This is a genomic window from Enterobacter cloacae complex sp. 372C4 (assembly GCF_050030615.1).
GTDB classification, from domain to species: domain Bacteria; phylum Pseudomonadota; class Gammaproteobacteria; order Enterobacterales; family Enterobacteriaceae; genus Enterobacter; species Enterobacter intestinihominis.
Genome location: NZ_JBLGUQ010000002.1, coordinates 208,445 through 232,206 on the forward strand (window position 1 = coordinate 208,445; position 23,762 = coordinate 232,206).

The 23,762-nt window shown below is 45.5% G+C and carries 27 protein-coding genes; 13 read left to right on the forward strand and 14 right to left on the reverse strand.

Annotated elements, in window-relative coordinates; translation table 11 throughout:
• Positions 1-234 precede the first annotated feature (234 nt).
• Positions 235-1,350 carry a nickel/cobalt efflux protein RcnA gene (locus ACQG11_RS24105; RefSeq protein ID WP_001572377.1) on the reverse strand — a complete coding sequence of 372 codons (1,116 nt, stop codon included), beginning with the start codon at positions 1,348-1,350 and terminating at the stop codon, positions 235-237.
• 122 nt (positions 1,351-1,472) lie between these two features.
• On the opposite strand from ACQG11_RS24105, the gene rcnR reads away from it, so the two are divergent.
• Positions 1,473-1,745, forward strand: coding sequence for a Ni(II)/Co(II)-binding transcriptional repressor RcnR (gene rcnR / locus ACQG11_RS24110; RefSeq protein WP_000019951.1), 273 nt, complete (start codon positions 1,473-1,475; stop codon positions 1,743-1,745).
• A gap of 93 nt (positions 1,746-1,838) precedes the next feature.
• Here the strand turns inward: rcnR and ACQG11_RS24115 are convergent, their stop codons facing one another.
• Positions 1,839-2,006, reverse strand: coding sequence for a hypothetical protein (locus tag ACQG11_RS24115; RefSeq protein ID WP_001572379.1), 168 nt, complete (start codon positions 2,004-2,006; stop codon positions 1,839-1,841).
• A 204-nt stretch (positions 2,007-2,210) separates the two neighbouring features.
• On the opposite strand from ACQG11_RS24115, the gene ACQG11_RS24120 reads away from it, so the two are divergent.
• The gene (locus ACQG11_RS24120; protein WP_000193209.1) at positions 2,211-3,029 is read left to right on the forward strand and encodes a DUF4942 domain-containing protein; all 819 of its coding nucleotides are present in this window, start codon (positions 2,211-2,213) and stop codon (positions 3,027-3,029) included.
• Positions 3,026-4,231, forward strand: a complete 1,206-nt coding sequence (locus ACQG11_RS24125; protein ID WP_001572381.1) for a hypothetical protein — start codon at positions 3,026-3,028, stop codon at positions 4,229-4,231. The genes ACQG11_RS24120 and ACQG11_RS24125 overlap by 4 nt, the downstream gene beginning before the upstream one ends.
• A gap of 279 nt (positions 4,232-4,510) precedes the next feature.
• Here the strand turns inward: ACQG11_RS24125 and ACQG11_RS24130 are convergent, their stop codons facing one another.
• Genes ACQG11_RS24130 through ACQG11_RS24140 form a run of 3 tightly spaced genes read right to left on the reverse strand, consistent with a single transcriptional unit; the run spans position 4,511 to position 7,508 of the window.
• Positions 4,511-5,830: a DUF1173 family protein gene (locus tag ACQG11_RS24130; protein ID WP_000078514.1), complete on the reverse strand. Its 1,320-nt coding sequence runs from the start codon at positions 5,828-5,830 to the stop codon at positions 4,511-4,513.
• 22 nt (positions 5,831-5,852) lie between these two features.
• The gene (locus ACQG11_RS24135; RefSeq protein ID WP_000220758.1) at positions 5,853-6,020 is read right to left on the reverse strand and encodes a hypothetical protein; all 168 of its coding nucleotides are present in this window, start codon (positions 6,018-6,020) and stop codon (positions 5,853-5,855) included.
• 60 nt (positions 6,021-6,080) lie between these two features.
• Entirely contained in the window at positions 6,081-7,508 is a 1,428-nt protein-coding gene (locus ACQG11_RS24140; RefSeq protein ID WP_000833382.1) for a DNA cytosine methyltransferase, read from the reverse strand.
• A gap of 214 nt (positions 7,509-7,722) precedes the next feature.
• Between ACQG11_RS24140 and ACQG11_RS24145 the strand changes: the two genes are divergently transcribed.
• From ACQG11_RS24145 to ACQG11_RS24180, 8 genes are all read left to right on the forward strand, one after another.
• Positions 7,723-8,238 (forward strand): thermonuclease family protein, encoded by a 516-nt coding sequence (locus tag ACQG11_RS24145; RefSeq protein ID WP_031942328.1) that lies wholly within the window; start codon positions 7,723-7,725, stop codon positions 8,236-8,238.
• Positions 8,239-8,240: 2 nt separating this feature from the next.
• Positions 8,241-9,137 (forward strand): hypothetical protein, encoded by an 897-nt coding sequence (locus tag ACQG11_RS24150; RefSeq protein ID WP_000975181.1) that lies wholly within the window; start codon positions 8,241-8,243, stop codon positions 9,135-9,137.
• A gap of 47 nt (positions 9,138-9,184) precedes the next feature.
• Entirely contained in the window at positions 9,185-9,499 is a 315-nt protein-coding gene (locus ACQG11_RS24155) for a hypothetical protein (RefSeq protein WP_001005009.1), read from the forward strand.
• A 73-nt stretch (positions 9,500-9,572) separates the two neighbouring features.
• Entirely contained in the window at positions 9,573-9,830 is a 258-nt protein-coding gene (locus tag ACQG11_RS24160) for a hypothetical protein (RefSeq protein ID WP_000637193.1), read from the forward strand.
• Between the two features lie 986 nt (positions 9,831-10,816).
• The gene (locus tag ACQG11_RS24165; protein WP_001371914.1) at positions 10,817-11,014 is read left to right on the forward strand and encodes a hypothetical protein; all 198 of its coding nucleotides are present in this window, start codon (positions 10,817-10,819) and stop codon (positions 11,012-11,014) included.
• Positions 11,015-11,154: 140 nt separating this feature from the next.
• Positions 11,155-11,430: a hypothetical protein gene (locus ACQG11_RS24170; RefSeq protein WP_000864986.1), complete on the forward strand. Its 276-nt coding sequence runs from the start codon at positions 11,155-11,157 to the stop codon at positions 11,428-11,430.
• Positions 11,431-11,921: 491 nt separating this feature from the next.
• Entirely contained in the window at positions 11,922-13,400 is a 1,479-nt protein-coding gene (locus ACQG11_RS24175) for a SulP family inorganic anion transporter (protein ID WP_000927306.1), read from the forward strand.
• 18 nt (positions 13,401-13,418) lie between these two features.
• Complete coding sequence (locus ACQG11_RS24180) at positions 13,419-14,246, forward strand: universal stress protein (protein ID WP_001066652.1); 828 nt, start codon at positions 13,419-13,421, stop codon at positions 14,244-14,246.
• A 59-nt stretch (positions 14,247-14,305) separates the two neighbouring features.
• Here ACQG11_RS24180 and arsC read toward each other — a convergent pair whose 3' ends face one another.
• Genes arsC through ACQG11_RS24195 form a run of 3 tightly spaced genes read right to left on the reverse strand, consistent with a single transcriptional unit; the run spans position 14,306 to position 16,399 of the window.
• Positions 14,306-14,731, reverse strand: coding sequence for a glutaredoxin-dependent arsenate reductase (gene arsC, locus ACQG11_RS24185; RefSeq protein ID WP_000065802.1), 426 nt, complete (start codon positions 14,729-14,731; stop codon positions 14,306-14,308).
• Positions 14,732-14,743: 12 nt separating this feature from the next.
• Complete coding sequence (locus ACQG11_RS24190) at positions 14,744-16,033, reverse strand: arsenic transporter (protein ID WP_000922628.1); 1,290 nt, start codon at positions 16,031-16,033, stop codon at positions 14,744-14,746.
• 45 nt (positions 16,034-16,078) lie between these two features.
• Positions 16,079-16,399, reverse strand: coding sequence for a transcriptional regulator (locus ACQG11_RS24195; protein ID WP_000941305.1), 321 nt, complete (start codon positions 16,397-16,399; stop codon positions 16,079-16,081).
• An 86-nt stretch (positions 16,400-16,485) separates the two neighbouring features.
• Between ACQG11_RS24195 and arsH the strand changes: the two genes are divergently transcribed.
• Complete coding sequence (arsH, locus tag ACQG11_RS24200) at positions 16,486-17,190, forward strand: arsenical resistance protein ArsH (protein WP_000130816.1); 705 nt, start codon at positions 16,486-16,488, stop codon at positions 17,188-17,190.
• Between the two features lie 32 nt (positions 17,191-17,222).
• Here arsH and ACQG11_RS24205 read toward each other — a convergent pair whose 3' ends face one another.
• The 4 genes from ACQG11_RS24205 to ACQG11_RS24220 form a co-directional block, all read right to left on the reverse strand.
• Positions 17,223-18,626 (reverse strand): ISNCY family transposase, encoded by a 1,404-nt coding sequence (locus ACQG11_RS24205; protein ID WP_000125668.1) that lies wholly within the window; start codon positions 18,624-18,626, stop codon positions 17,223-17,225.
• Between the two features lie 294 nt (positions 18,627-18,920).
• A complete protein-coding gene (locus ACQG11_RS24210; protein ID WP_016239971.1) occupies positions 18,921-19,727 on the reverse strand; it encodes a hypothetical protein in 807 nt (268 codons plus the stop codon).
• 17 nt (positions 19,728-19,744) lie between these two features.
• Positions 19,745-20,185, reverse strand: coding sequence for a hypothetical protein (locus tag ACQG11_RS24215; protein ID WP_016239970.1), 441 nt, complete (start codon positions 20,183-20,185; stop codon positions 19,745-19,747).
• A gap of 152 nt (positions 20,186-20,337) precedes the next feature.
• Complete coding sequence (locus ACQG11_RS24220; RefSeq protein WP_426728916.1) at positions 20,338-21,045, reverse strand: FRG domain-containing protein; 708 nt, start codon at positions 21,043-21,045, stop codon at positions 20,338-20,340.
• 53 nt (positions 21,046-21,098) lie between these two features.
• Here ACQG11_RS24220 and ACQG11_RS24225 point away from each other — a divergent pair, with 53 nt between their 5' ends.
• On the forward strand, positions 21,099-22,079 hold the full coding sequence (locus ACQG11_RS24225) for an IS5-like element IS5 family transposase (protein ID WP_001575870.1): 981 nt from the start codon (positions 21,099-21,101) through the stop codon (positions 22,077-22,079).
• Positions 22,080-22,187: 108 nt separating this feature from the next.
• Here the strand turns inward: ACQG11_RS24225 and ACQG11_RS24230 are convergent, their stop codons facing one another.
• Positions 22,188-22,898, reverse strand: a complete 711-nt coding sequence (locus tag ACQG11_RS24230; protein ID WP_426728917.1) for a hypothetical protein — start codon at positions 22,896-22,898, stop codon at positions 22,188-22,190.
• 13 nt (positions 22,899-22,911) lie between these two features.
• Entirely contained in the window at positions 22,912-23,715 is an 804-nt protein-coding gene (locus ACQG11_RS24235; RefSeq protein WP_000589340.1) for a hypothetical protein, read from the reverse strand.
• Positions 23,716-23,762: the final 47 nt, after the last annotated feature.

Genomic DNA, 23,762 nt, shown 5'->3' on the forward strand with positions numbered 1-23,762 from the left:
CTCATTTGACGCCGAAGTCACTGGCTTACGCTCCCGTCCGGGAGCGTTTTTTTTATTCTTTCATTTATCATTGAGTCTTATGGGAATGGATTTAATCAGTTACTTAATCCCTGCCTCAGCAACAAGTCCCGGAAAGAGCAGCTTTATATTCCGGGTTTTTCTGCTCATAACCTCAACGGTGGCGCTTAGGATGTACTTTGTAAGTACCCAGAGTGTGTGTCATCAGTACCGGTGTTAATGCACCAGCCCATTCCAGCCATGTATACCCATGTAAATCCCAACAGCAGCAATCAGGGCGCTTGAAATATAGGGGGCTCTTCTGGCGATGGTATTGAAGCCACTCCAGCGTTTGGCGACCTGACGAACGCTGATCGCCGCACCCACTCCAACCGTTACGAGGGTCAATGCCAGGCCGATACTGAAACAAACAACCAGTGTGGCACCCAGCGTAAGCGCTTTAAGCTGAAGGCAGATCAACAATACAGTTATAGCTGCCGGGCAAGGGATAAGCCCTCCTGTCAGTCCAAATATCAGGATTTGCCCGTTGGTTACTTCTTTCCCGTCGAAGCGGCGTTTTATGTCATTGGCATGAGCCAGTTCGTGAGCGTCCTGATACTCTTTCGAATTCACATCCAGCCCATCAAGCTCAGAGTGGTCATGGTCATGGTCGTGTTCAGCGAACGCCACATCATAGTCATGGACATGACCACGATGTCCCAGAGACAGACGTACGTTGAAACTGTGAGGCTCAGGGATGGGAGATGTTGACTCCAGATAATCACCATGATCAACAAATTCAAAAGTCTGAGAGATCGTACTGTTTTCCCGAAGTGTGGTTAATGAGATATCTTCAGAAGCCCATCTTTGGCCACTAAGAGTGCGTAGCCGCCAGTGGGGAAGTTGTCCTTCTTCAAAAATGGACAGTTCAACTTTTCCATGGCCAGTATCGATCAACCTTGTTTCGTCATGGTGATGATGTTCATTCTCCTGCATTCCCTCCAGCCAGTTTTTCTCACCGCTCCAGGTTCGCCAGAACATCCAAAAAGCCGTACCAAGGATGATCACTGAAGAGACCATCTGTAGCCAGGGTTCGGCTGATTCTGCGGTAAATTTATTACTGATATACATCCCTCCAAAAGCAATCAGCCATACGACTGCAGTGTGCGACAATGTTGCCGCGACACCCAGCATCACGGCCTGACGTACGGTGCCTTTTATAGCAATGATGAATGCTGCCATCATTGTTTTGGAGTGCCCGGGCTCCAGTCCATGAAGCGCGCCAAGCAGAATGGCGCTGGGGATGAAAAACCATGCGTTGCCTTGCTGAAGAAGTGTCGTAAATTCGTTCATGAGAATCATTCTTGGTTATTAAGTGTAGGCCGGATTCTACTCCCCCCCAGTAAAATATACTACCCCCCAGTAGAATAACGCTGGTATAGTTACATAAAATATCCAGGAGAGTGAGAGCCCACATGTCACATACCATCCGCGATAAACAAAAACTGAAAGCACGTACAAGCAAGATCCAGGGGCAGGTTGCTGCGCTGAAAAAAATGCTTGATGAACCTCACGAATGTGCCGCTGTACTGCAACAAATAGCCGCCATACGTGGTGCCGTGAATGGTTTATTGCGTGAAGTGATTAAAGGACATTTGACTGAACATATTGTTCATGAAAGTGAAGAACAGAAACGAGAAGAAGACCTGGACGTTGTGCTGAAGGTTCTGGATTCTTACATCAAGTGACAGTTTGGCTAAAAGCCCTGAGCATTAATTTATCTAAATAACACGTTATCAAGTGACGGTTTTGGGCTGTTTGTAGCGGCATAGTGAGTTTGTTTAATCAATGAGCTTTAAGATGCCCCCCTTCATGCAAGGCAACGCGTACATTTCTGGTACATCTACTTCCCTTACTTTGCTCAGGGCAACCCACATTGTTAAAGCCTCTACTCGCTGACCATCAAAATCACCCAACGTCAGATAATGGAAAAAAATTTTGGATGACATTTTGAAACGTGTCCTCTGCTGTGAACGTCGAGAGATGCTACGCGAGAAAGGAGATGACCTACTTAGTATCCTGTTAAGTAGGTCTATCTGAAGAAGTAGACAACTTTAAAGTCTTTTTCATGTTAAAGGAGACAACTTTAATGTCTGTGTACACCTACCTTTGCTCAAATCAAAATGTTCTGACATACCAAAATGGAGTGTAAAATGACTCAAAACCAGGGTTCTGAGCCAGTACCGGCGAGCCGGACAGGGCAGCTCATCAGCGCCCGGGATATGGCCATGCAGAAATTCGAAGAAGGGATGCGGTTAATCTCGGAAGCGTCGGAACTGTGCGGTCTCTCTCTCTTCACCAGCAGAATTATGCAGCCCAACGCATTTGGTCTTCCGTCGTCACTGGATCGCACCATCGAGGAGGGGCGTAAGGAAATTGACCGTAAAACGTGGAAAAGGCTCTTTGAAGAAACAGGTATGGACCGGTACTGGAACCATAAGCAAAAAGAAGCCTTTAACGAATCCCTTCGTACGGATCCGCCCGTCGCTTCCCTGGAGATTGTTAAGGGAACATTACAGCATGCACTGGCTAACAGACGAGACACCCTTGCAGAAGGTTTCGTTGATGTTCTCAACAAGCTTGACCGAAGTTTCAAAAGCAATGCCAGGCAATATACAATGCCAAAAAAGCTTGTTCTTCGGGGGATTTTTCCTGGTGTGAACGTGCTGAGGTACAACGGTTTCTCGCAGGACAATCACTTTTGTTTACGCGACTTTGAGAATATTGTATGCATCTGTTCTGATACTCCAACACCTGCAACCGGCGGTGGGCTGAGTATGGTCGACAGGCTGACGGCCATGAGAAATACAGAATTCACAGGCGAGGTCAGTGATGAGAATGGCTGGCGGTGTCGCCTGTTTGAGAATGGAAACGTTCATATTTGCATCGACAGTATCTCGCTTCTGAATGCTCTGAACGATCTTATCAGCATATATTTTGCAAACCAGCTTCCGGCCGCAGGAAAAAAATGATGATTGAAAATGATAAAGAAAAAAGCCTGAACGATGCTACCCCGCCAGAGGTGCAGAATGACATCCGCAGCGAATCCACTGAAAAATCAAAGGAAATGGGTCGTTCAAGGTACTCATCTATCGCGATGATCGATTACTTCAATGCAATCGAACGTCTGTGCAAAGAGAAAGAAATTAACCCGGAAAATATCGATCTGAGCTTCAAAGTTCACTGGCTCAGAAACGCTGTTGGCGGCTCGTTTGCAAGGTCACAGGAGATGTTCGCGGAGTACCAGAAGTATGTTAAAGAGGTTCCTGAAGAGGCCCGTTACCTGGATATACCCGATGAGGTAAAGGTTGCACTCGGCGATATTATCTCGTACATCACCTGGCACTACCGTAGAAGCTATACCGCAATACAGAATGATAGTGTTAAAAAAGCTGAAGCACGTAGCATGCAGCTGGAGGAGGAGGTAACGCAGCTGTTACAGCGGCTTGAGCAAAGCGCTACCGATATGGATGAGCTGAAACTTGAGAATCAGGCACTACAGGGTCGATTAGAGATCCGGGACAGTACCGTCAAGGAGTTAGAAACAAGGCTGAATGTTGCCGAAGCAGAACTCGAAACCTGCCATCACCAGTTAGATAGCACACGGCATGAATTGAGCCTCGCACAGCAGTCAAATGACTCACTCTCCCAGCAACTGGCTGAACGTAAAACAGAGATCGCTGGTCACCTTGAATATCAAAAAAAGCTGAACGAAGAGATCAACACGCAGCGTTCTGATAACGCCGGTCTTTCCAGACAATGCGACCAGTTAAGTCAGACTGTGTCAGATACAAAGGCAGAGAGGGACAGGTTTGAACAGGAATTGATTGCTGCACAGAACCTTTGTACTGAGCTGAAAAGTGCACTGTCCGGGAAAGAGGGTGACCTGGTGGCGGTGAATGCCGAACTTACTGAACTCCATAAACTAAACGAGTCGCTGAGCGCCGACCTGAATAAAGTAACTTTGGTCAGCCAGGGCTATGAAGCGGAAGTGGCTGAACAAAGCAATGAACTCAAAACGCTCCAGGCCAAAGTAATGAAGCTGGAAGCTACCCTGGAGGCGGAGAAAACAATCTCAGAATCCCTGAAAGGCACCATTGATACATTAACTGGTGCAATGGCAGGGGGAGGTACTGGAAAGTCAAAACAGCCGCGTAGCAGAAAAACATCATGATAAATGAAGCCAGGTTGATACACTTCTCTGCATCCCCTGGCACATAAGAACTTCTGCGGACATTCAGCCCGTCCGCAGGAGTTTTCGTCCTTCAGTCAACAAATGCACTACCTTTTTTGAGTCTCCACTTTCCAGAGCAGAAAACACGTTACCGATTCTACCAACAGCTTGTATCTGAGTGATAACCCCAGTCTTGTAATCATCTAGGATCCCTGACAGGAAAGCGTTCAGTTTTGTCTGTTCGCTTAGCGAAAGCATGTAGGACATTTTTTCTCCATTTTAAGCAGGTGTGTCAGTTGAAAGAGGTTTGCGTGATTCTGGAAAATGAGGCAGCACCATAGTTTCAGATGCTGTGGTCGCATCCCAGTGCCACCATCCATAAGGCCCATATTCACGGTTGTAATAATCTTTTTTGAGTTGCTTTCGGGCCAGATAAGCAGGAGTGGCCATACCAAATACTTCCATCGGGAACGGCTTATCGCTTTTTGTGTCGAGCAGGTAGAAGTCAGGGAACACCTCACTAATACTCGCATCATAACGCATGGGCTTAACGTACTGCCGGTGCTCTGCATCCAGCTTTTCTGCAACAACCGCCTCATAGGAGGAGTCCAGAGGTATCCAGTTCTCGCTAACGTGCATCAGCACAATTTGATGAGCTCTTACAGAAGGGCCTCTGCCGGTTACCGCAGCTGGTGACGTCAACGCAAAGACAACTATTTTCGCCCCGGATTTCCATGCTGCGTACTCCGATGAAAATCGTTTCTTTACGCTATCCCAATGGACTTCTGAATTGAAAAAAATCAGCGGTAGCCCCCCAAAATTCCGCAGGGGTAAAAATTTAAGTGGCTTCTCATGCTTTTCAGCATCGTAGCGAGGTAAAACTGACAGGAGCATGAGACGTTTATCACTCATCGCCTGTGATGAAAGACGCTGAATTTGCGACTGAGCGACAGGTTGTTTCGGGTCAGGTACACCAATGAATAAATGGTCACCTATGCAGGCTCTGCCGGTACGAATTTGTTTAGCGGTTTCAAGCAGACGATACCGTACCAGTGAATCGTTACGTTTCCCTGCCATTTTCGGGTACCAGACATTCAGACCAGACTCTGTCCACAAAAGACTAAGCAAGCCCAGGAGGGTCATTGAGGCCTGACCTCCTTCTGGTCGCTGAACATGGGGCAGGGGAGGCACTTCTGATTTTTCAGGAGGATCTTTCTCTGTCATACCGATACCGAGCCTTACAGCCATATCACCTTCGGTTGTAATCCGGACCACACCACTCGCATATCCTTTCAGGCCGGTATGCCGGGCATCAAGGGAGAAGAATACACAGGAAGGATCATGCTCAATGCCCGTGTTAGCGGCTTTGACGAGAATAAAGGCATCACCGTTCGGTAAAGCACGAACATAAAGTCGCTTTTCTCCTTTTCCACGACATCCGCAGGTGATGACTGATTTTTGACCTGAGGTGTGGTGTGCCTTTTTAAGAGCCGACTGCCACCCTTTAGCAAACTCATCCTGCGTTTGAAAGTCAGGTGAATACCTTTTGACGTTTGGATCGTCGTCGTAAGCAATCATCACTGCGAATTTTTGGCTCATAGTAGTCTCCTAAACAGGAAGTTTAATATCCCAACCAGAGCAACACTTCCTGAGCGTCATACTGTTCCTTTACGCCCATGTCGCTAAAGAATTCTTCGAAATCTGTTTCGGGAACGCAATGCCTGGACAGTTCTTGTAATGCTCGTTCTTTAGATACCGTCTCACCTTCAGCTGATTCGAAATACGTCATGGTTGACCTCTGACATTATTACAACAATCTTAAGCATTTAAATTGATGAAGGAGCTCAGGTCAGCTGACTTCGTCGTAAAACTGCCGCAAGCGCTGGGAGGCTGCAAATTCAATTCGTGACTTCAGCAGTTTGGCGACGGCCGCAAAGACATCAACGACCACGGAGTTCCCAAACTGTCTGTAAGCCTGTGTATTGGACACAGGGATACGGAAAACACTTTCCCCGGGTTTATCGAAGCCCATTAGCCTGCTGCATTCACGTGGCGTTAGCATGCGTGGCCGACGGTCCATGTTGTATGTGTTATGGAAATCAGTTTCTCCCAGTTCATGAGACCAGCCCCGATCAATAAGAATTTCAGATCCGTCTTTCATATAGCGGCTTGAGAGGGTTCTGGTGACACTATTAACATTGGAAGGATCTACTAGTCCAAAACCAAAACCATTGCCTTTTGCCGCATGTTTCTTTGCATAGTTGTATAAGTACTCCCAGAGTTTAGGGGAGAGGATGTATTTACTATCTACGCTCGGATCCAGTAAATCTGAGAGAGAAGGGCGCTTGTCCGGATAAAAGTCTTTAATGTCTCTCAGAGTAAAACCGTCTTTCAGACGTAGGTCGCGGCGAAAACCAATAAGGACGATACGTTCACGGTGCTGGGGTCGGAAATGACGGCCATCGATGACTTTAGGATCATCCGCGCCCGTGCTTTCGCTGTTTGCGACGTCGTAGCCAAGCTCATCGAGCGTTTTCATGATGATGTTAAAGGTATTACCCTTATCGTGACTCTTCAGATTTTTTACGTTTTCCAGAACAAAAATTGCAGGTTGTTTTGCCCGGATGATCCTGGCCACATCAAAGAAGAGCGTACCCTGAGTGTCGCACTCGAAACCGTGTTTGCGACCCATAGAGTTCTTTTTACTGACACCGGCGATGCTGAATGGCTGGCATGGAAATCCCGCAAGAAGAACATCATGATCCGGGATAGAGGCATCGATAAATTTGTATGCCTCGTCATCAGTAACCTCGGGCCGGTTGCTAAGAGTGATGTCACGGATGTCTGAATTGAAGCGGTGCTCGTTCTCATCGCAATACCAGTTCGCCCGGTAAGTACGGCTGGAATAAGTATTCCATTCGCTCGTGAAAAGACATTTACCACCGATGGCATCAAATCCGCTTCGCAGTCCACCTATCCCTGCAAACAGATCGATAAAGCTAAAGTGCCTGTCCTCATAATCAGCAGGTCGTGAAGGTATTAAAGTCTGTAGATAGCGTCCATCTGCGATACTCAGCTCACAATGCTCAGGTATGCATGTAACCTGACGTTTAAGGGATGCACGGGACCAATTACTGCCATTTTCATCATTTAATACCTGAGCCAGATATTTCAGGTCATAAATGGTCGAAGCTGTTAACAAAGTTTTGTGGATCAGAGATGGTGTTTTATCCACATCATTCAGGTCTGTCTCAAGATCATGAGTGTAACGTTTCATCCAAACTCTCTCAGGAATAATATCTTTGAGATAGATTAACACGCTTAATTTGGATTATTTTTTGGTTCAGGTTCTAAATTTATTGTGATTATTCTGCCTTTAAGTTGCAAAAAGATTGGTTTTAAGCCCGCCCATGAAATAATGACTTGTTAAAATACTGCCTGTAAATAGGCTTGTGGATACATGTCTGTACTCAACAAATCAAGGTGAAATGATGTTTTTTTTAACAAAGTTACTTTTGCCCATCATGATTGTTGTATTCCCAGTGGCGTCCTGGGGGAACTCAACAACTTTTGAGGCAAAGGTGGTTAAGATTGTTGACGGTGACACCATAACTGCGTTGGATGCTCAAAACACAACCATCAAAATACGGATGTATGGTATAGACGCTCCTGAATCTAAACAGGCTTTTGGCCAAAAAGCAAAACAGGCCTTAACCACAGCTATAGCAACTAAAATCGTTACCGTGATAGACCATGGTACGGATATCTATGGCCGTATGTTAGGTACCATCTGGTTAGATGGATATGATATCAATGCCTCTATGGTGGACAGTGGATATGCGTGGGTTTATCGGTTCGAAGATAACGCCATTGTCCCTGGCTATATCAAATATGAATCCGCAGCACAAAAGGAGGCAAAAGGGTTATGGGCAGACACCAACCCTGTCCCACCATGGCAGTGGAGACAGGCAAACGAAAAGCCCAGAAAGGTGAAAGGGAAGAAATAACCATGATGAAAGAGCCTCATCCGTTACTTCAGTTGGTACTAAACGATTCCGGTCGTCTAACCATGCCTGTTTATTATAGAGATCAACAGTATTGCCCGACTTGCCTTACAAAGGTGTTGAAGAGTGAGGATGGAAGTTTGGCGCACCTCGGGGAAATAAATCAAAATACATGTAGACCTTCTATTTCAGTAGTTGTGACAAAAGCAATTATTGAAATGTTATGTGACGGGGAAAAAATATTTGTAAATCCAATACGATACCGAGGCCGGGTGCTGGCACCCTCAGTAATTTTTTCTCCCGACACTCACACTTTCAAACCGTTTATAAATACAGACTATCAGCCTGTGGGAGCAAACTGGAAAAGTGAAAAGGGATATAAACTCGGTCTGTTTTATCTCAAAGATCGAGCCAACTCTATCAATAAAGAGGAATTTGATTTCATTGCCGTTATAGACCCTAAGGCAATGCAGAAAGAATTTATTTCGGCCTGGTCTGAGGTTGATGAAAAAAATCCATTGGAAACGCTGAAGCAGATCTTACGATCTAAAAACAACTCTTCTTTATGGGTAAAATGGCCTGGCAAAATTGAGCATGCGCAAAAAGGAAATTGCAACGAAAATTACTGGTTCGATTATCAATCTGATAATCAGGAAGTGAACTGTACGGTCTCTGTTGTAGGTATCGAAGGTAACAGTTCCGGTGAGACAATTTATAGATTGCAAACTTTGCTAAAGCGTAAGCTCAATGAATATCAACTGGTTCGGTCTTTAGGGACTATTATGCTTCTTGATAATACCGGGAATATGATTCCATCAAACCATCCTTATTTTGAAGTCATCTCAAAAGCATGTATAAATGGAGTGCGTGACTTTGTTCGTCAAAACCCGTGGGTAGTCTGACGGTCAACTATAAAGCATAATATAATTAGTAATAACAAGGAACAGACATGAATGAAAACTCAGTAATCTTAATAAGTTTATTTTGGTTTTTTTTTGGATCGAGTGTTGTAGCTGGTTTTATGGATGCATCATTATATTGCTGGATTTTTGCAGCCATAAGCGCATTGTTTCTTCTTTCGGTGATACAAACACCAAAGGAGTTAACGGTATCTATTCTTCTTGCGGTACTTATGGCAAGCTCCGCAGGTGTTTTCATTCTGGCTTATAAAGTCAAAACGAATGTCGTTTCACCAATCTATCTCTTAAAAAAGCCTACTGCATACATGGCTGAAATAGATAACCGAAGGATTCATGGTTACTAAATATTTTGCAATTGCATCATTTGACGGTCCGGGTTTATTTACCCACAGCATCGACTAATTCAAGAGGTTACATATGATAGTTTCAGAAGCAATTTTTTATTCTTCTATTATTTCCTGGGTTCTTTATTGGTGGTTTATTGGAAATATTACTAAAAAGGTAGGGATGCTTGTTGTTCCACTCACGCTTACCTTCGGATGTTACATTTATGCAATTCATTTGGATGATTCCGAACAGCAAACCAATTTACGTTGGGAGCAGATCGGTTTTATTACCTTTATAATTGTGATAATGTGGGCAGGAAAGTTTGTGATGAAAAGACTATCTGAATGATGATCTAATCCACACTTTTCGATATCTTAGAAAAGTAACTTTGTGAGCAAACAGTCATATGACATGCAAAACGCTGATCTCAAAGACAGATGATGGATACACATTTAGCATTTCACCTTACGAAGACGGGTACCGCTTATCAGTCTCGCCTGAAAATCGTCACAATGGTACCCAAAGCTTTGACGGCTGGTTCCCACGTTTTTTTTCCGAACCACAGTATGCCAAATCATCTTTAACTAAGTTTCTCGGTGAGTCCTTAGTATGGGAAGAAGATTCAAGTAATGCTCTATGAGATTACTTATTATAAATTTTTCTATTAATCTCCATGGAGTGATATATGAATTTGGCCTATTTTTTATTTTTGTCTATAACTGTTATGCTTACGAGCTTTATTATTAAATCACTTGTCGTATTGGTAAAGTTCAAATTACTTCGTGATGAACGTCTCGAATATACCAGCAATAAAAATATTGATGAGATGTACGATTTAATGAATGCGAAGGAAGAAATCCTCATAAGGCATCATAAGCAGATGTTGGCATTGCATCTTTCACTATTAATATTCGTTCTATTTATTGCTTACATTTACTAAAAATAATTTTATTCAACATTTCAACAAAGGGTTTTCAATGGAAAGCTTCGAAACTGAACAAATGATTCAATATGCTTTCTACATAAATATCGTAATAACGACTGGTTTGGCATGGTTTTGCTTGCGGTCAGGATTGCATTACAATTTTTTCAGAAAAGCAGAGAGTGCCAGAACAAAAGGGCTGAGTAGTACCTCTACTGAACACGGTCCAGCAATTGTGAGAATAAAGAAGCTACAAGCATTAGTAGATTTTATTAGTAACTGTGCTTTTCTAATCCTTTCAATTGGCACAGCTTATATTTTGTATTTTTGGATCCACAGTTAACTCATACAAGGTAACTTCGGCAAATAACAACTTCTAATGCAGGACTTTAATAACTATAACGGATGCTACATGAAAAACGACAGTTTAATTACGCGGTATAAAATACTTAAAGGCGAACGCGATGAGTCTATCTTCACCATAATAATCGCGCTAGTAGTAAAGCTGGGGCTGGTAGCCCTGGCATTCTATCTGTTGCTTGGTTCCACGATTGATTGGTCAAGCTGGAAAACCTATGCCGCCATGTTGATCTTTGGAGCATTTCTCTAAAAGGATGACCACGGCAATACCAGGTCAGACAACAAGGTCGTTAGCATGATCGTTGGAAGCAACGGAAGCACCTTGAAAAAGGTCGGCAGCACTATAAAATCCATCAGCAATGCACACAAATAAACTACTGGTATCTTAAAATGAAAGTGAAAGAGTTGATCGCCATGCTGAACGAAAGAGACCCTGAGGCAATTGTTCTGATTTCCGGCTATGAAACGATCGGCGGCACGGAAGTCGCAGAAGCTGATTTGCTCATTGATATGCAGTCAATATGCTTAGAACAGGCTGATAATCTCACAGGAAACCGTAAAGTTGTTTCTTCCGGTGGTGAAGATTCAGTTTGGTTAGGCTGGAAAGATGATTACCGTACAAAGGTGTTTTTAGAAGATGCCCAAATTCCTGATCAAGATGAATGACGGTCAGCGTTGGCTTCAAAGGCAATCTATCAGTACGTGAAACGTAAATGTTAAAAAATAACCACATATGAATCAATAACTTATGTCAAAGCTAAGTAGAGATGTCCGGGGTGGGGCAAAGTTCAAATGTCCTTTGATAATATTGAATTCCTGGATAAAAATCGCATCTTAACCTCTTCGTTTGAGTACCTTGTTGGGTTGACCCCGTATTCGCTTTATTTGTAGTATTGGGCTGCTTTGAAGTGTTTCATGTTCAAACGCGACGTGTTCTGTAAGTTCTTCCTGACAACAGAGCCGACAATATATACACATCCGCTATGGAGAATCTGACAACCGCTATGCGTATTACGCCACCCTGAGTTTTTCCTTCCTCTGTCGTACTGAGCAAGCCTCAGCACGCACTCAATAACATCCCGTCTGCGGATGTGCTTTACCGTACGTAAAAATGTAGCCCTCCAGGGCTGACTGTATCTAAAAACTGAGAAATTACTATGTTGCTGTCCTCGACGCGTAAGGACTGGCTGGGTAACGTCCGTGGTGACGTTCTGGCCGGTATTGTTGTCGCGCTCGCACTCATTCCAGAAGCGATCGCCTTTTCCATTATCGCCGGTGTTGATCCCCAGGTGGGCCTCTACTCGGCGTTCTGTATTCCTCTCGTTATGGCCTTCTTTGGCGGACGTCCGGCGATGATTTCGTCCTCCACCGGTGCAATGGCTCTCCTGATGGTGACGCTGGTGAAAGATCATGGCTTACAGTATTTACTGGCTGCCTCCATACTGACCGGGGTATTCCAGCTGATAGCCGGATATCTGAAGCTTGGCGGGCTGATGCGTTTTGTTTCACGCTCAGTGGTCACGGGGTTTGTTAATGCACTGGCAATACTGATTTTTATGGCCCAGTTGCCTGAGCTGACCAATGTGACATGGCATGTTTATGCCATGACTGCGGCAGGGCTGGGGATCATCTATCTCTTCCCTTATATCAACAAAACCATTCCTTCACCGCTTGTGTGCATCGTGGTGCTGACTGGGATTGCCATGTGGCTGCATCTGGATGTGCGAACCGTCGGGGATATGGGGAAACTTCCCGACAGTCTGCCGGTCTTCCTGCTCCCGGACGTGCCTTTAAATCTTCAGACGCTGCTCATCATCCTGCCATATTCTGCGGGGCTTGCGGTGGTTGGCCTGCTTGAGTCGATGATGACCGCCACTATCGTGGATGACATGACCGACACGCCAAGCGACAAAAACAGGGAGTGCAAAGCTCAGGGCATCGCGAACATCTGCACATCCTTTATCGGAGGAATGGCAGGCTGCGCGATGATTGGGCAATCTGTTATCAACGTAAAATCCGGTGGACGCGGACGACTTTCAACCCTCACGGCGGGCGTGGTGCTGCTTTGCCTGATTGTGTTCCTGCGCAACTGGGTCTCCCAAATTCCGATGGCAGCGCTGGTCGCGGTGATGATTATGGTTTCCATCGGGACATTCTCCTGGCGCTCCATTGCCAACCTGCGGACACACCCCCTTTCAACCAGCGTGGTCATGCTTGCCACCGTCGCGGTTGTGGTGGCAACACATAATCTGGCCTTCGGTGTGCTGACCGGTGTACTGATTGCTTCGCTCAATTTTGCCACTAAAGTATCCCGGTTCATGCGTGTAACCTCAGTTCTGGAGGGGACGAGCCGGACGTATACCGTCACCGGCCAGGTATTCTTTGCATCAGCAGACCGCTTTACGAGCCACTTTGATTTCCGTGAAGCGATTGAGAATGTGGTGATAGACGTTTCACATGCCCATTTCTGGGACATCACGTCCGTCAGCGCCCTGGATAAGGTGGTCATTAAGTTCCGTAGAGAGGGCGCCGGGGTTGAAATACGTGGGATGAATGAAGCCACCCGCACCATCGTTGACCGGTTTGGTGTTCACGATAAACCTGAAGAAGTCGAAAAACTGATGGGCGGTCATTAACAGACTGGAGGGAAAACTATGAATAATACTGTTACAGCCTGTGTGGACGGTTCACTTTCAACGCGGTCAGTGTGTGAATATGCGGCGTGGGCAGCCCGCACTTTGCAATCACAGCTAGCACTGTTGCACGTTATCGAAAAAGACAGCACCCCGGTAGTGTCAGACCTGACCGGCACTCTCGGCATAGACAGTCAGCAATTGCTGACCGATGAGCTGGTAGAAATTGAAGGGCAACGTAATCGCCTGCTGATGGCCCAGGGGAAAGCAATACTGGAAAGTTGTGCTGAACTGCTTCAAAAACAGGGAAGCCCGGATGTGCTTTTGATGCAAAAACACGGTACACCGGATGAAGTTCTGGCAGAGCTGAGCGACCTTCGTCTCATGGTGCTGGGGCGTCGGGGTAGCCAGCATCCGGTAGGCTCTCATCTGGAAAGCGTTATTCGTCTGCAAAAGAAACCCCTACTGGTTGTTCCGGAGAACTACTCAGTGCCTTCCAGAGTCATGCTGGCTTATGATGGCAGTGAAGAAAGCAGGAGTAACCTGGAACGTCTGACGATGAGTCCCTTACTCAGGGGGCTGGAGTGCCACCTTGTCATGGTAAACGGTAAGAAGGAAGAGCTGCTGACCGCACAGCAAATTTTACGTGACGCGGATATAGAAAACAGCACAACACATCTTACCGGGCAATCAGTCGGGGACGCGCTTATTCGTTACGCCGAGGAAAATGCTGTCGATCTGATAGTGATGGGGGCCTACGGTCATTCCAGGTTGCGGCAGTTCTTTATCGGTAGTCATACCTCCGAAATGCTGCAAAAGACGCAACAACCGCTTCTTATCCTCCGTTAGCACTGATTATCTTAAATAAAAAAGGGCGAGTTCTCTCGCCCTTCGTCACAAGAACACGTTTAGTTCAGCCGGTTACCTTTTTCATCAACTACCTTCTCACCGTCCTCTTTCGTGAACGCGCTTTTCTGCGCATCGGGAAGAATATCCAGCACGACTTCAGAAGGGCGGCATAGCCGGGTACCCAGCGGCGTTACCACGATAGGGCGATTGATCAGAACAGGGTGCTGCAACATAAAATCGATTAACTGCTCGTCAGTAAAGCGGTCTTCCGCCAGCCCTAACGCTTCAAAAGGTTCGACATTCTTACGCAGCAGCGCTCGTACCGTGATCCCCATATCCGCAATGAGTTTTACCAGCTCAGCTCGTGATGGTGGGGTTTCAAGATAATGAATAACGGTCGGCTCTGTACCGCTGTTGCGGATCATTTCAAGGGTATTGCGTGACGTGCCGCAGGCCGGGTTGTGATAAATGGTAATGTTGCTCATATCAGTATCTCATTACAAAGTGAAAGACAGACGAAGCGCCAGTGCTGCAAGCGTGACAAACAGCACGGGGATTGTCATGACAATGCCCACCCGGAAGTAATATCCCCAGGTAATTTTGATATTTTTCTGCGACAGAACGTGCAGCCACAGTAACGTTGCCAGACTGCCGATAGGGGTAATTTTTGGCCCCAGGTCGCTGCCGATGACGTTGGCGTAAATCATCGCTTCTTTGATAACACCGGTCGCTGTGCTGCCATCAATCGACAGCGCCCCGACCAGCACGGTCGGCATATTGTTCATCACTGATGACAGGAAGGCCGTCAGGAAGCCCGTACCCAGCGTTGCCGCCCACAATCCCTGCTCTGCCAGCTGATTCAGCAAGGAAGAGAGATAGTGGGTCAGACCGGCATTTCGTAAGCCGTAGACCACCAGGTACATCCCCAGCGAGAAGATAACGATTTGCCAGGGCGCACCACGCAGCACCTTACCGGTGTTAATGGCATGCCCTTTTTTCGCAACAGCAAACAGAAGCAATGCACCAGCGGCTGCGACCAAACTGACCGGTACGCCCAGCGGCTCCAGTCCGAAGAATCCCACCAGAAGCAACACCAGAACCAGCCAGCCGGTTTTAAAGGTATTCACATCACGTATAGCGTCTTTCGGTTCTTTCAACAGAGAAACGTCGTAAACGGCGGGAATGTCCTTACGGAAAAACAGATGCAGCATCACCAGCGTAGCCGCAATCGCGGCCAGGTTAACCGGGACCATCACGGCGGCATATTCTGAGAAACCAAGCTTAAAGAAATCCGCCGAGACGATATTCACCAGGTTTGAGACAATCAGTGGCAGGCTTGCCGTGTCAGCGATAAACCCTGCGGCCATGATAAACGCTAAGGTTGCTCCCCGGCTGAATCCCAGCGCCAGCAGCATCGCGATAACGATAGGTGTCAGGATCAGTGCCGCACCGTCGTTGGCAAACAGTGCCGCAACCATCGCACCAAGCAGGACGATCCAGGTGAAGAGCAGCCGCCCCCGGCCATTCCCCCAACGGGCAACGTGCAGCGCGGCCCATTCAAAGAAGCCGGATTCGTCGAGCAGAAGACTGATGATGATCACGGCGATAAAGGTGGCGGTCGCATTCCACACTATCTGCCAGACCACCGGAATATCCCCCAGATGAACGACGCCAGTCAGCAATGCCAGAATTGCGCCCAGTGAGGCACTCCAGCCAATCCCCAGCCCTCTGGGTTGCCAGATAACCAGGACGAGCGTGAATAAAAAGATAGCACCAGCCAGTAACATCAGAAACTCCATTCACATTTGTTTATTCGGATATATATATCGCCATCAGCAGGAGACAGATGCCACGCTACTGAGCTTGTTGCGTATGTTTTCTCGTTCACAGTTCCAGGCTGTATCAATAATACCCGCAGCCCATGCTGGCATGTGTGGCGACAGTCGGTAATGCACCCATTTTCCTTCGCGACGGTCGATGACCAGCTCGGCTTCACGTAAAAGGGCCATATGGCGAGAAATTTTTGGCTGAGACTCTGCGGTTGCCGCACAGATGTCACAGACGCACATTTCACCGGACTCCCTGAGAAGCATCACGATAGTTGAACGGGTCTCGTCGGCGAGCAGTTTAAAAAGCTGAACAGGCTGTAGCATGCTTAACCTCGTAAAAAAATAACAATACATATGGTATTTCATATGTGATAACTTTTAAAGCATAGCTTATGAAATGGAGATTTTTTATGACCGACTTACCAGCAATCGAACCGGCTTATTTTGATGATGCGCTTGCCAGCAAACTTACGGGCAACAACGAAACCATGCCGCGAATTCTCATCCTGTACGGTTCAGTACGAGAGCGGTCCTACAGTCGTTTTGCAGCGGAAGAGGCCGGGCGGTTGCTGGCAAAGATGGGGGCTGAGGTGAAAATATTTAACCCATCCGGTCTGCCGTTACCCGATGATGCGCCCGAAAGTCACCCCAAAGTGCTTGAACTCCGCGAGCTGGTCAGGTGGTGTGACGGAATGGTCTGGAGTTCTCCGGAAAGACATGGCGCCATGAGCTCGGTGATGAAGGCCCAGATTGACTGGATACCCCTGAGTGAAGGTGCTGTTCGTCCTTCCCAGGGTAAAACGCTGGCCGTCATGCAGGTTTGTGGTGGTTCACAGTCGTTTAACACGGTCAATCAGATGCGGATACTTGGCCGCTGGATGCGGATGTTCACCATCCCCAATCAGTCGTCAGTGCCAAAGGCATGGCAGGAATTTGATGATGAAGGGCGCATGAAACCCTCACCCTGGTATGACAGGATTGTCGACGTTACCGAAGAGTTGTTCAAAATGACGTTACTCCTGAAAGGGCACACAGCCTACCTGTCCGACCGCTACAGCGAAAGGAAAGAGAGTCATCAGGAGCTCGCGGCACGGGTCAATCAGGCCAAAATCTGACAGCCAGGCATGCCCGGATGGATTACCGGGCTTTAAATCGGTTTCTTCCCAAATATCTCTTCAGAGCGTGACTGAAGTTTCACCAGGGCATTGAACATATCGTCCTGATCCAGGGAACGCTGGGATTTCTTCGTCGTGGGAGCTTTACGCCTGCGAGAAGGGCCGTCTCCGGATGGTACGGATTGCGACCGGTTATTATCCCGCTCGGCCTGGACCAGCTGCGCCATTTCCAGGGCCCGCCCCAGACGTTTGTTATCCACAATGGCCCCCTGATCGATTTCAGAAAGCTTGTCATAGGTGGAGTAGGGAAGTGATACGCCATTAAGCCGGAGCTCTTTATGTCCATCCGGGTAATGCCAGACATCGATGTATTTACCAATCGCCCGACGACTGAATTCGCTGTCTTCAATCAGATAAAGGACTTTGTCGTATTGCACTGTGAGTGATTTCGACACTTTACGAGCTTCACGCCAGTTAAATACCATATCAAGATCGTCATCGACATCCAGTTCCCGATGAACATCAAACGCCTGGCGAGGCGCTTTTGCGAAACGACGGTTGTAATCGTTCATGAACTCTTCGGCAAATGCGTTCGCAGCTTCCATGGAACTGATGCCCTGGAGCCTGAGCTCCTTGACCAGTCGGTCCTGAAGCGTCAGGTGCGCCCGTTCAACGCGGCCTTTGGCAGCACTGGTTTCTGCACAAATGGTCTGAATGTTCAGTTCATGCATCGCACGGCCAAACTGGGTATCGCCGTCGCCGCCGGTTGCATTTTTATTGTTGATCCTGAATACGCTGGCTTTGTCGCTGTACAGCGCAAGCGGTTTGCCATGTTTTTCAATATAGCCCCGGGTCGCTTCAAAATAGGTGAAAGTAGACTCAGATTTCACGAAAAGAAGCTGCATTAAACGACTGGTTGCGTCATCAACGTAAACCAGTGCCGTACACTTAGGTCCCCGATTTTCAAACCAGTGGTGGTCGCAGCCGTCGATTTGTATGAGTTCACCGGCACAGGCACGGCGGTAACGAGGTTGCTGAATTTTTGGCGCACGTTGCTTACGTGGGACCCACAGACTGGCCTGAGTCATCAGCTTACGGACGGTTTCTTTGGAAAGATGAACACCGTGCACCTCAGACAGTTTTTCACAGGCCAGCGTCGGACCGAAATCGTTATAGCGTTCGCGAATAATGTTCAGCGCGTATGCGGCCAGTCCCTGAGGCAACTGGTTGTTACTGGATTTACCACGACGGCGGCTGGTCATGCCAATCGGACCATCTTCACGATAACGCGCAAGCAGACGACGGCACTGACGGTCGGAGATACCAAGCCGCTGAGCTGCCATTTGTGTTGTCAGACGCCGGTCGATGACATCCTGAATGATTTTGAGTCGGTTAACTTCATCCAATGTGAAAAACTCCGCTGCGAGAGCCGTCATGGTAATCCTTACTTGATTATACACGCCGGACATCTTAACTTAGCCATTATCGGACATTACAACTTTGCTACTACAACTTATGTCAAAGCAAGTTTAAAATGTCACCTCTTTGTGCAAGATAGAAAGGGCACTTTCAGCCTATGTAATCATATTAATGTGACTGCTGCGTTATCCCACTCAACCAATTAATAAAGCAAAAGTTAAATATGAAAGACTGGAATAAAAATATAACGAAAACATCTTAATATGGAAATATCTGTGTCAACGGGATCTTTAGTTATTGAATATCTGGTTCTAAATAGGTTCTACATTCAACGGGAAGGGAAACCAAATATCTATATGTTTTTTATAAATACCATTACGTGGCAAACAACAATCTGCATATTTTTTTAAAGAATCTCCACATGGACAAATATTTTCTGGCGATAATACTCCATCATGTTCTTTCGCCTTAAATCTCCAGGTCGTAATATTGAAAATTTGATGTGGGGATTGTATGTATTTGACAACACTAATTAAAGTTGAATAGTTATAATGATCACCATCATTGGAGAAAAAAACACTACATTTGTTAACGGGATTACTAACTATGTCATAAGTAATTAATTCAAAATCGATCACTTCATCAAAGCAAAGAACTCCATTATAAAGTTTATTTTTAACATGACCACAATCATTAATAAAACTACGGGTTGTATTACATACTGAACATTTCACTTCTTTTATTATTTCACGAGAACTACCGAAGATTTTATATGGGAATAACGCCTGCCAATTACATACCATTCTCGCTAAGAAGTTAACACCATAGAAATTAACCTCAGGCAGAAACTCATTATTTTCTTTAATATGTATTAAATCTATTTCTATCCTTTCAAGTTCTACCCATGCTTCATAAAAATCACCTCTTGTAAGTAAATTAATGACTTGAATATATTTTAAATGGGCTAGTAAAATTGTTTTGTATAAAAACAATCTGTTTGATTCATTATTCAAGCTCAAGGATTGAGCTTTTTTTAACTCAGCATTAAGATAATCAAGAATAGCACTATCTTCTTGAGTAATACACATCCAACGCTTTAACTTTTCGTGAATATTCATAATATCTATATAGATTTTTATTTGATTTTGTTAATTACTTTTAAAACATCGTCTACTTTTCCAGAAACAGTGTATTTCACATGTTTTCCTGATTTATTTTTTTTAATTATAGAGACTTTAACGTCTATATCTCTAGTTCCAAAGTTATCAATTTTTTTCTGAATATAATTTGAAACAAGATTTACTAAAAAAGGTATCATTACTGATGTGGCAAAGAAAGTGCCTAACGCTAACGTTATACTGTTTAATTGCAGGTACGAAACACCATTAGAATCTCCGTACACTTTAACATTAGAATGTGATTGCTTGGTGAACTGGAAAAAATCCAGTGCATTACCTCCAGTAATTTTTGAACTATCAAAAACGATCGCAATCTCATCATCTTGAGGTTCATATGAAGAAATGATTTTTACCTCTTCATCTTCATCACTCATTTCACTCAAAGTAATGGGGTTCATTCTCAACTCCTTGTTTTATATTTTTACATTCAAATTTTACTATACGACTGGTTAATTGCTCCTGTCCAACACACACCAGAGTTCATATGCTTAGCATACAAGGGACCAATGCCAGTAGCGACAGGCTAGTGTGTCAAAAAACCACATGAAGATCAATCTCCTGCGGAAAATTTGGCCGCAATTAGTTTCATTGTCCTTTCCATGCCTTGATAAACTGTCGCATCTGTAATGTTTAACCTTGCGAGTTCCTTAAGTATTCTAGCTTTGTTTCTGATCACTATTTTTTCTACTTTAAACTCTTGCATAGCATCATCAGGGTTTGAAACTAAATCGGGATAAACAGCATTATTCCCAAATAATAAGAATGCACCTGACTGTGATGACATCCTTTCATTATTATTTCTTCCTTTAACGAAAATTAACCTTTCCAAATCTGATGGTATAATTACATCTTTAAAATAAGGTTTTTCATCTTTAATGTAATGTATGAGTTTTTGACAAGCTTCAGTTTTATTGAAAGCCTCCTTGTCCATTTTACAATCCAGCTGATCTTTCAGTGTTTGACTTAGCATTGATATATTTGATATGCAACTTACTGTATCAGAGTCAAAGAATTTTATACGATCCCTTTTTGTTTTGAAAATAATAACATGTCCATCAACCTCATTTGTATTTTCATTATTACTAATGTCGCAACAAGCGAAATACAGAGCGATTAGTGGATTTGATGTTATATCCAACAAACGAGTTGGTAGTCCGTAGTGTTGCATCCTTACTAACTTGTCTAGCATTGTTTTATCATCAACAAACTCAGTTGGCCTTGCTGTTAGGGCTTCACGGACTAAGGAAGGTGCGAACAAGTTCCTGATATGAGATCATCATATTCATCCGGAGCGCATCCCAGAGGGACATCATGAGTCATCAACTCACCTTCGCCGATAGTGAATTCAGCACTAAGCGCCGTCAGACCCGAAAAGAGATTTTCCTCTCCCGCATGGAGCAGATTCTGCCATGGCAGAATATGACCGCTGTCATCAAGCCGTTTTATCCCAAGGCGGGCAATGGCCGACGGCCCTATCCGCTGGAGACCATGCTGCGTATTCACTGCATGCAGCATTGGTACAACCTGAGCGACGGTGCCATGGAAGATGCCCTGTACGAAATCGCCTCCATGCGTCTGTTTGCCCGGTTATCCCTGGATAGCGCCTTGCCGGACCGCACCACCATCATGAATTTCCGCCACCTGCTGGAGCAGCATCAACTGGCCCGCCAATTGTTCAAGACCATCAATCGCTGGCTGGCCGAAGCAGGCGTCATGATGACTCAAGGCACCTTGGTCGATGCCACCATCATTGAGGCACCCAGCTCGACCAAGAACAAAGAGCAGCAACGCGATCCGGAGATGCATCAGACCAAGAAAGGCAATCAGTGGCACTTTGGCATGAAGGCCCACATTGGTGTCGATGCCAAGAGTGGCCTGACCCACAGCCTAGTCACCACCGCGGCCAACGAGCATGACCTCAATCAGCTGGGTAATCTGCTGCATGGAGAGGAGCAATTTGTCTCAGCCGATGCCGGCTACCAAGGGGCGCCACAGCGCGAGGAGCTGGCCGAGGTGGATGTGGACTGGCTGATCGCCGAGCGCCCCGGCAAGGTAAGAACCTTGAAACAGCATCCACGCAAGAACAAAACGGCCATCAACATCGAATACATGAAAGCCAGCATCCGGGCCAAGGTGGAGCACCCATTTCGCATCATCAAGCGACAGTTCGGCTTCGTGAAAGCCAGATACAAGGGGTTGCTGAAAAACGATAACCAACTGGCGATGTTATTCACGCTGGCCAACCTGTTTCGGGCGGACCAAATGATACGTCAGTGGGAGAGATCTCACTAAAAACTGGGGATAACGCCTTAAATGGCGAAGAAACGGTCTAAATAGGCTGATTCAAGGCATTTACGGGAGAAAAAATCGGCTCAAACATGAAGAAATGAAATGACTGAGTCAGCCGAGAAGAATTTCCCCGCTTATTCGCACCTTCCCTAAATTTGATTCACTGTGCAAATGCTTGAAGTTACCTTTTTTGTTTTTCCTGAAAACTGATGGAGCCAACTCGTAAGATACATCAGAATGTCCACGATAAAATATTTCTGCATCTTCTTCATGATCTTGTTCTAAAACACGCGCCATGAAACTTTGAACATTATCTATTATTGGGTAGTTATCAACTTCATCAGGAAGTGCTTCAGTAGGAGGAAGTGGTGTACTTCTTGTCGTTATATTTAGAAGTGCTAATGTTTGATTTAAATCACGTGCTTTTATTCCCCAGTGAGTCCGTTTCAGCCCATATGCACCTAATTCTAAAGCTGTTTGATATAACTCTTTGTTTATCACTACGACATCATCTTGTGAGTGAGTGATTCTGAAATCAAACTCAACATTTTTGTTAACTGTTCGTAGATTTGAAATTACACCAAGTCGCAAAGTAATGTATTCAACATTGTCTCGGGAATAAAGTTCTGACATAAAAAGCGTAGGTAATTTCTCAATATAAGATAATGCTTTATCATTCAAAGGCGTTAACTTCAACCGGATGTCATCAGAGGTGCCTTCTAACATACGTGATATAGGAAAATCACAACTCCCACTAACCCGTTCATACATGGGCCAATGTTCAAAATAGTCAGGTTCTCCGCCCATAATTAGATTAAACATTAAAACTAAATCCTTATATTTTACTTAATGAATTATTTACAATCCAATCAATTGCGCCAGAGGTGCGAATCCAAGGCTTTATATTATGATTCACATAATAAATGGCTTCATCCATTCCACCTAACGTGATATATCCACTGTTAGACTTGATCTGTAATCTGCACTTCGATAACAAGCCGGGGATGTGTCTATTAGAATCAATCGCAGCTTTAGCGATATCATCGGCATCCGGGGATGACTGTCGGTAGGCGAGTAGGGCGCGTGTATACTGAAAAAACGAACGCATATCCCCAGGATAATCGTCCAGTAGCAAGGCCAGATCATCCACCATTTCAAGCTCAAGGTAATAGTTCGCTAATAAATGACGAATCCCCTGGTTATCGTTCGGGTTGAGCTTCAGCATTTCGCGGCTATGAGCCATAGCCGGATAAAAATTACCAGACTCCCATAAGGCCTCAGCCAAAGCTGCTTTTGCTCTCATATATGGACGTGTTTCGACAAATCCCCAGAAACGTCCTGCGAACTCCTGAAAATCCTCGCCAAGTGCAATGCTGGCTGCGTACAAAGCAGTCTCCAGCTTCCCGATTTTTGACTCAGGAGGTTCTTGAGATATCTCGCAGTAGAATGAGTATGCGTCAGCACAGAGCGGGGATTTCTTGATAGCTTTTCTGATGAGTTTCAGCACAACTTCCAGGTCATCATTTTCCCAGGCATCGAACATGAACTCCTGAGCCGCAACCAGATCTAGATGTAATTGCTCAGAGCTGACAGCAGTTTTATACAAATCAACGCGCTTTGTAGTCGGGAATTTAATCATCTCAAGTATCCTTTTGGGGACTCACTGTTCCGGTACTTTGCAGCACT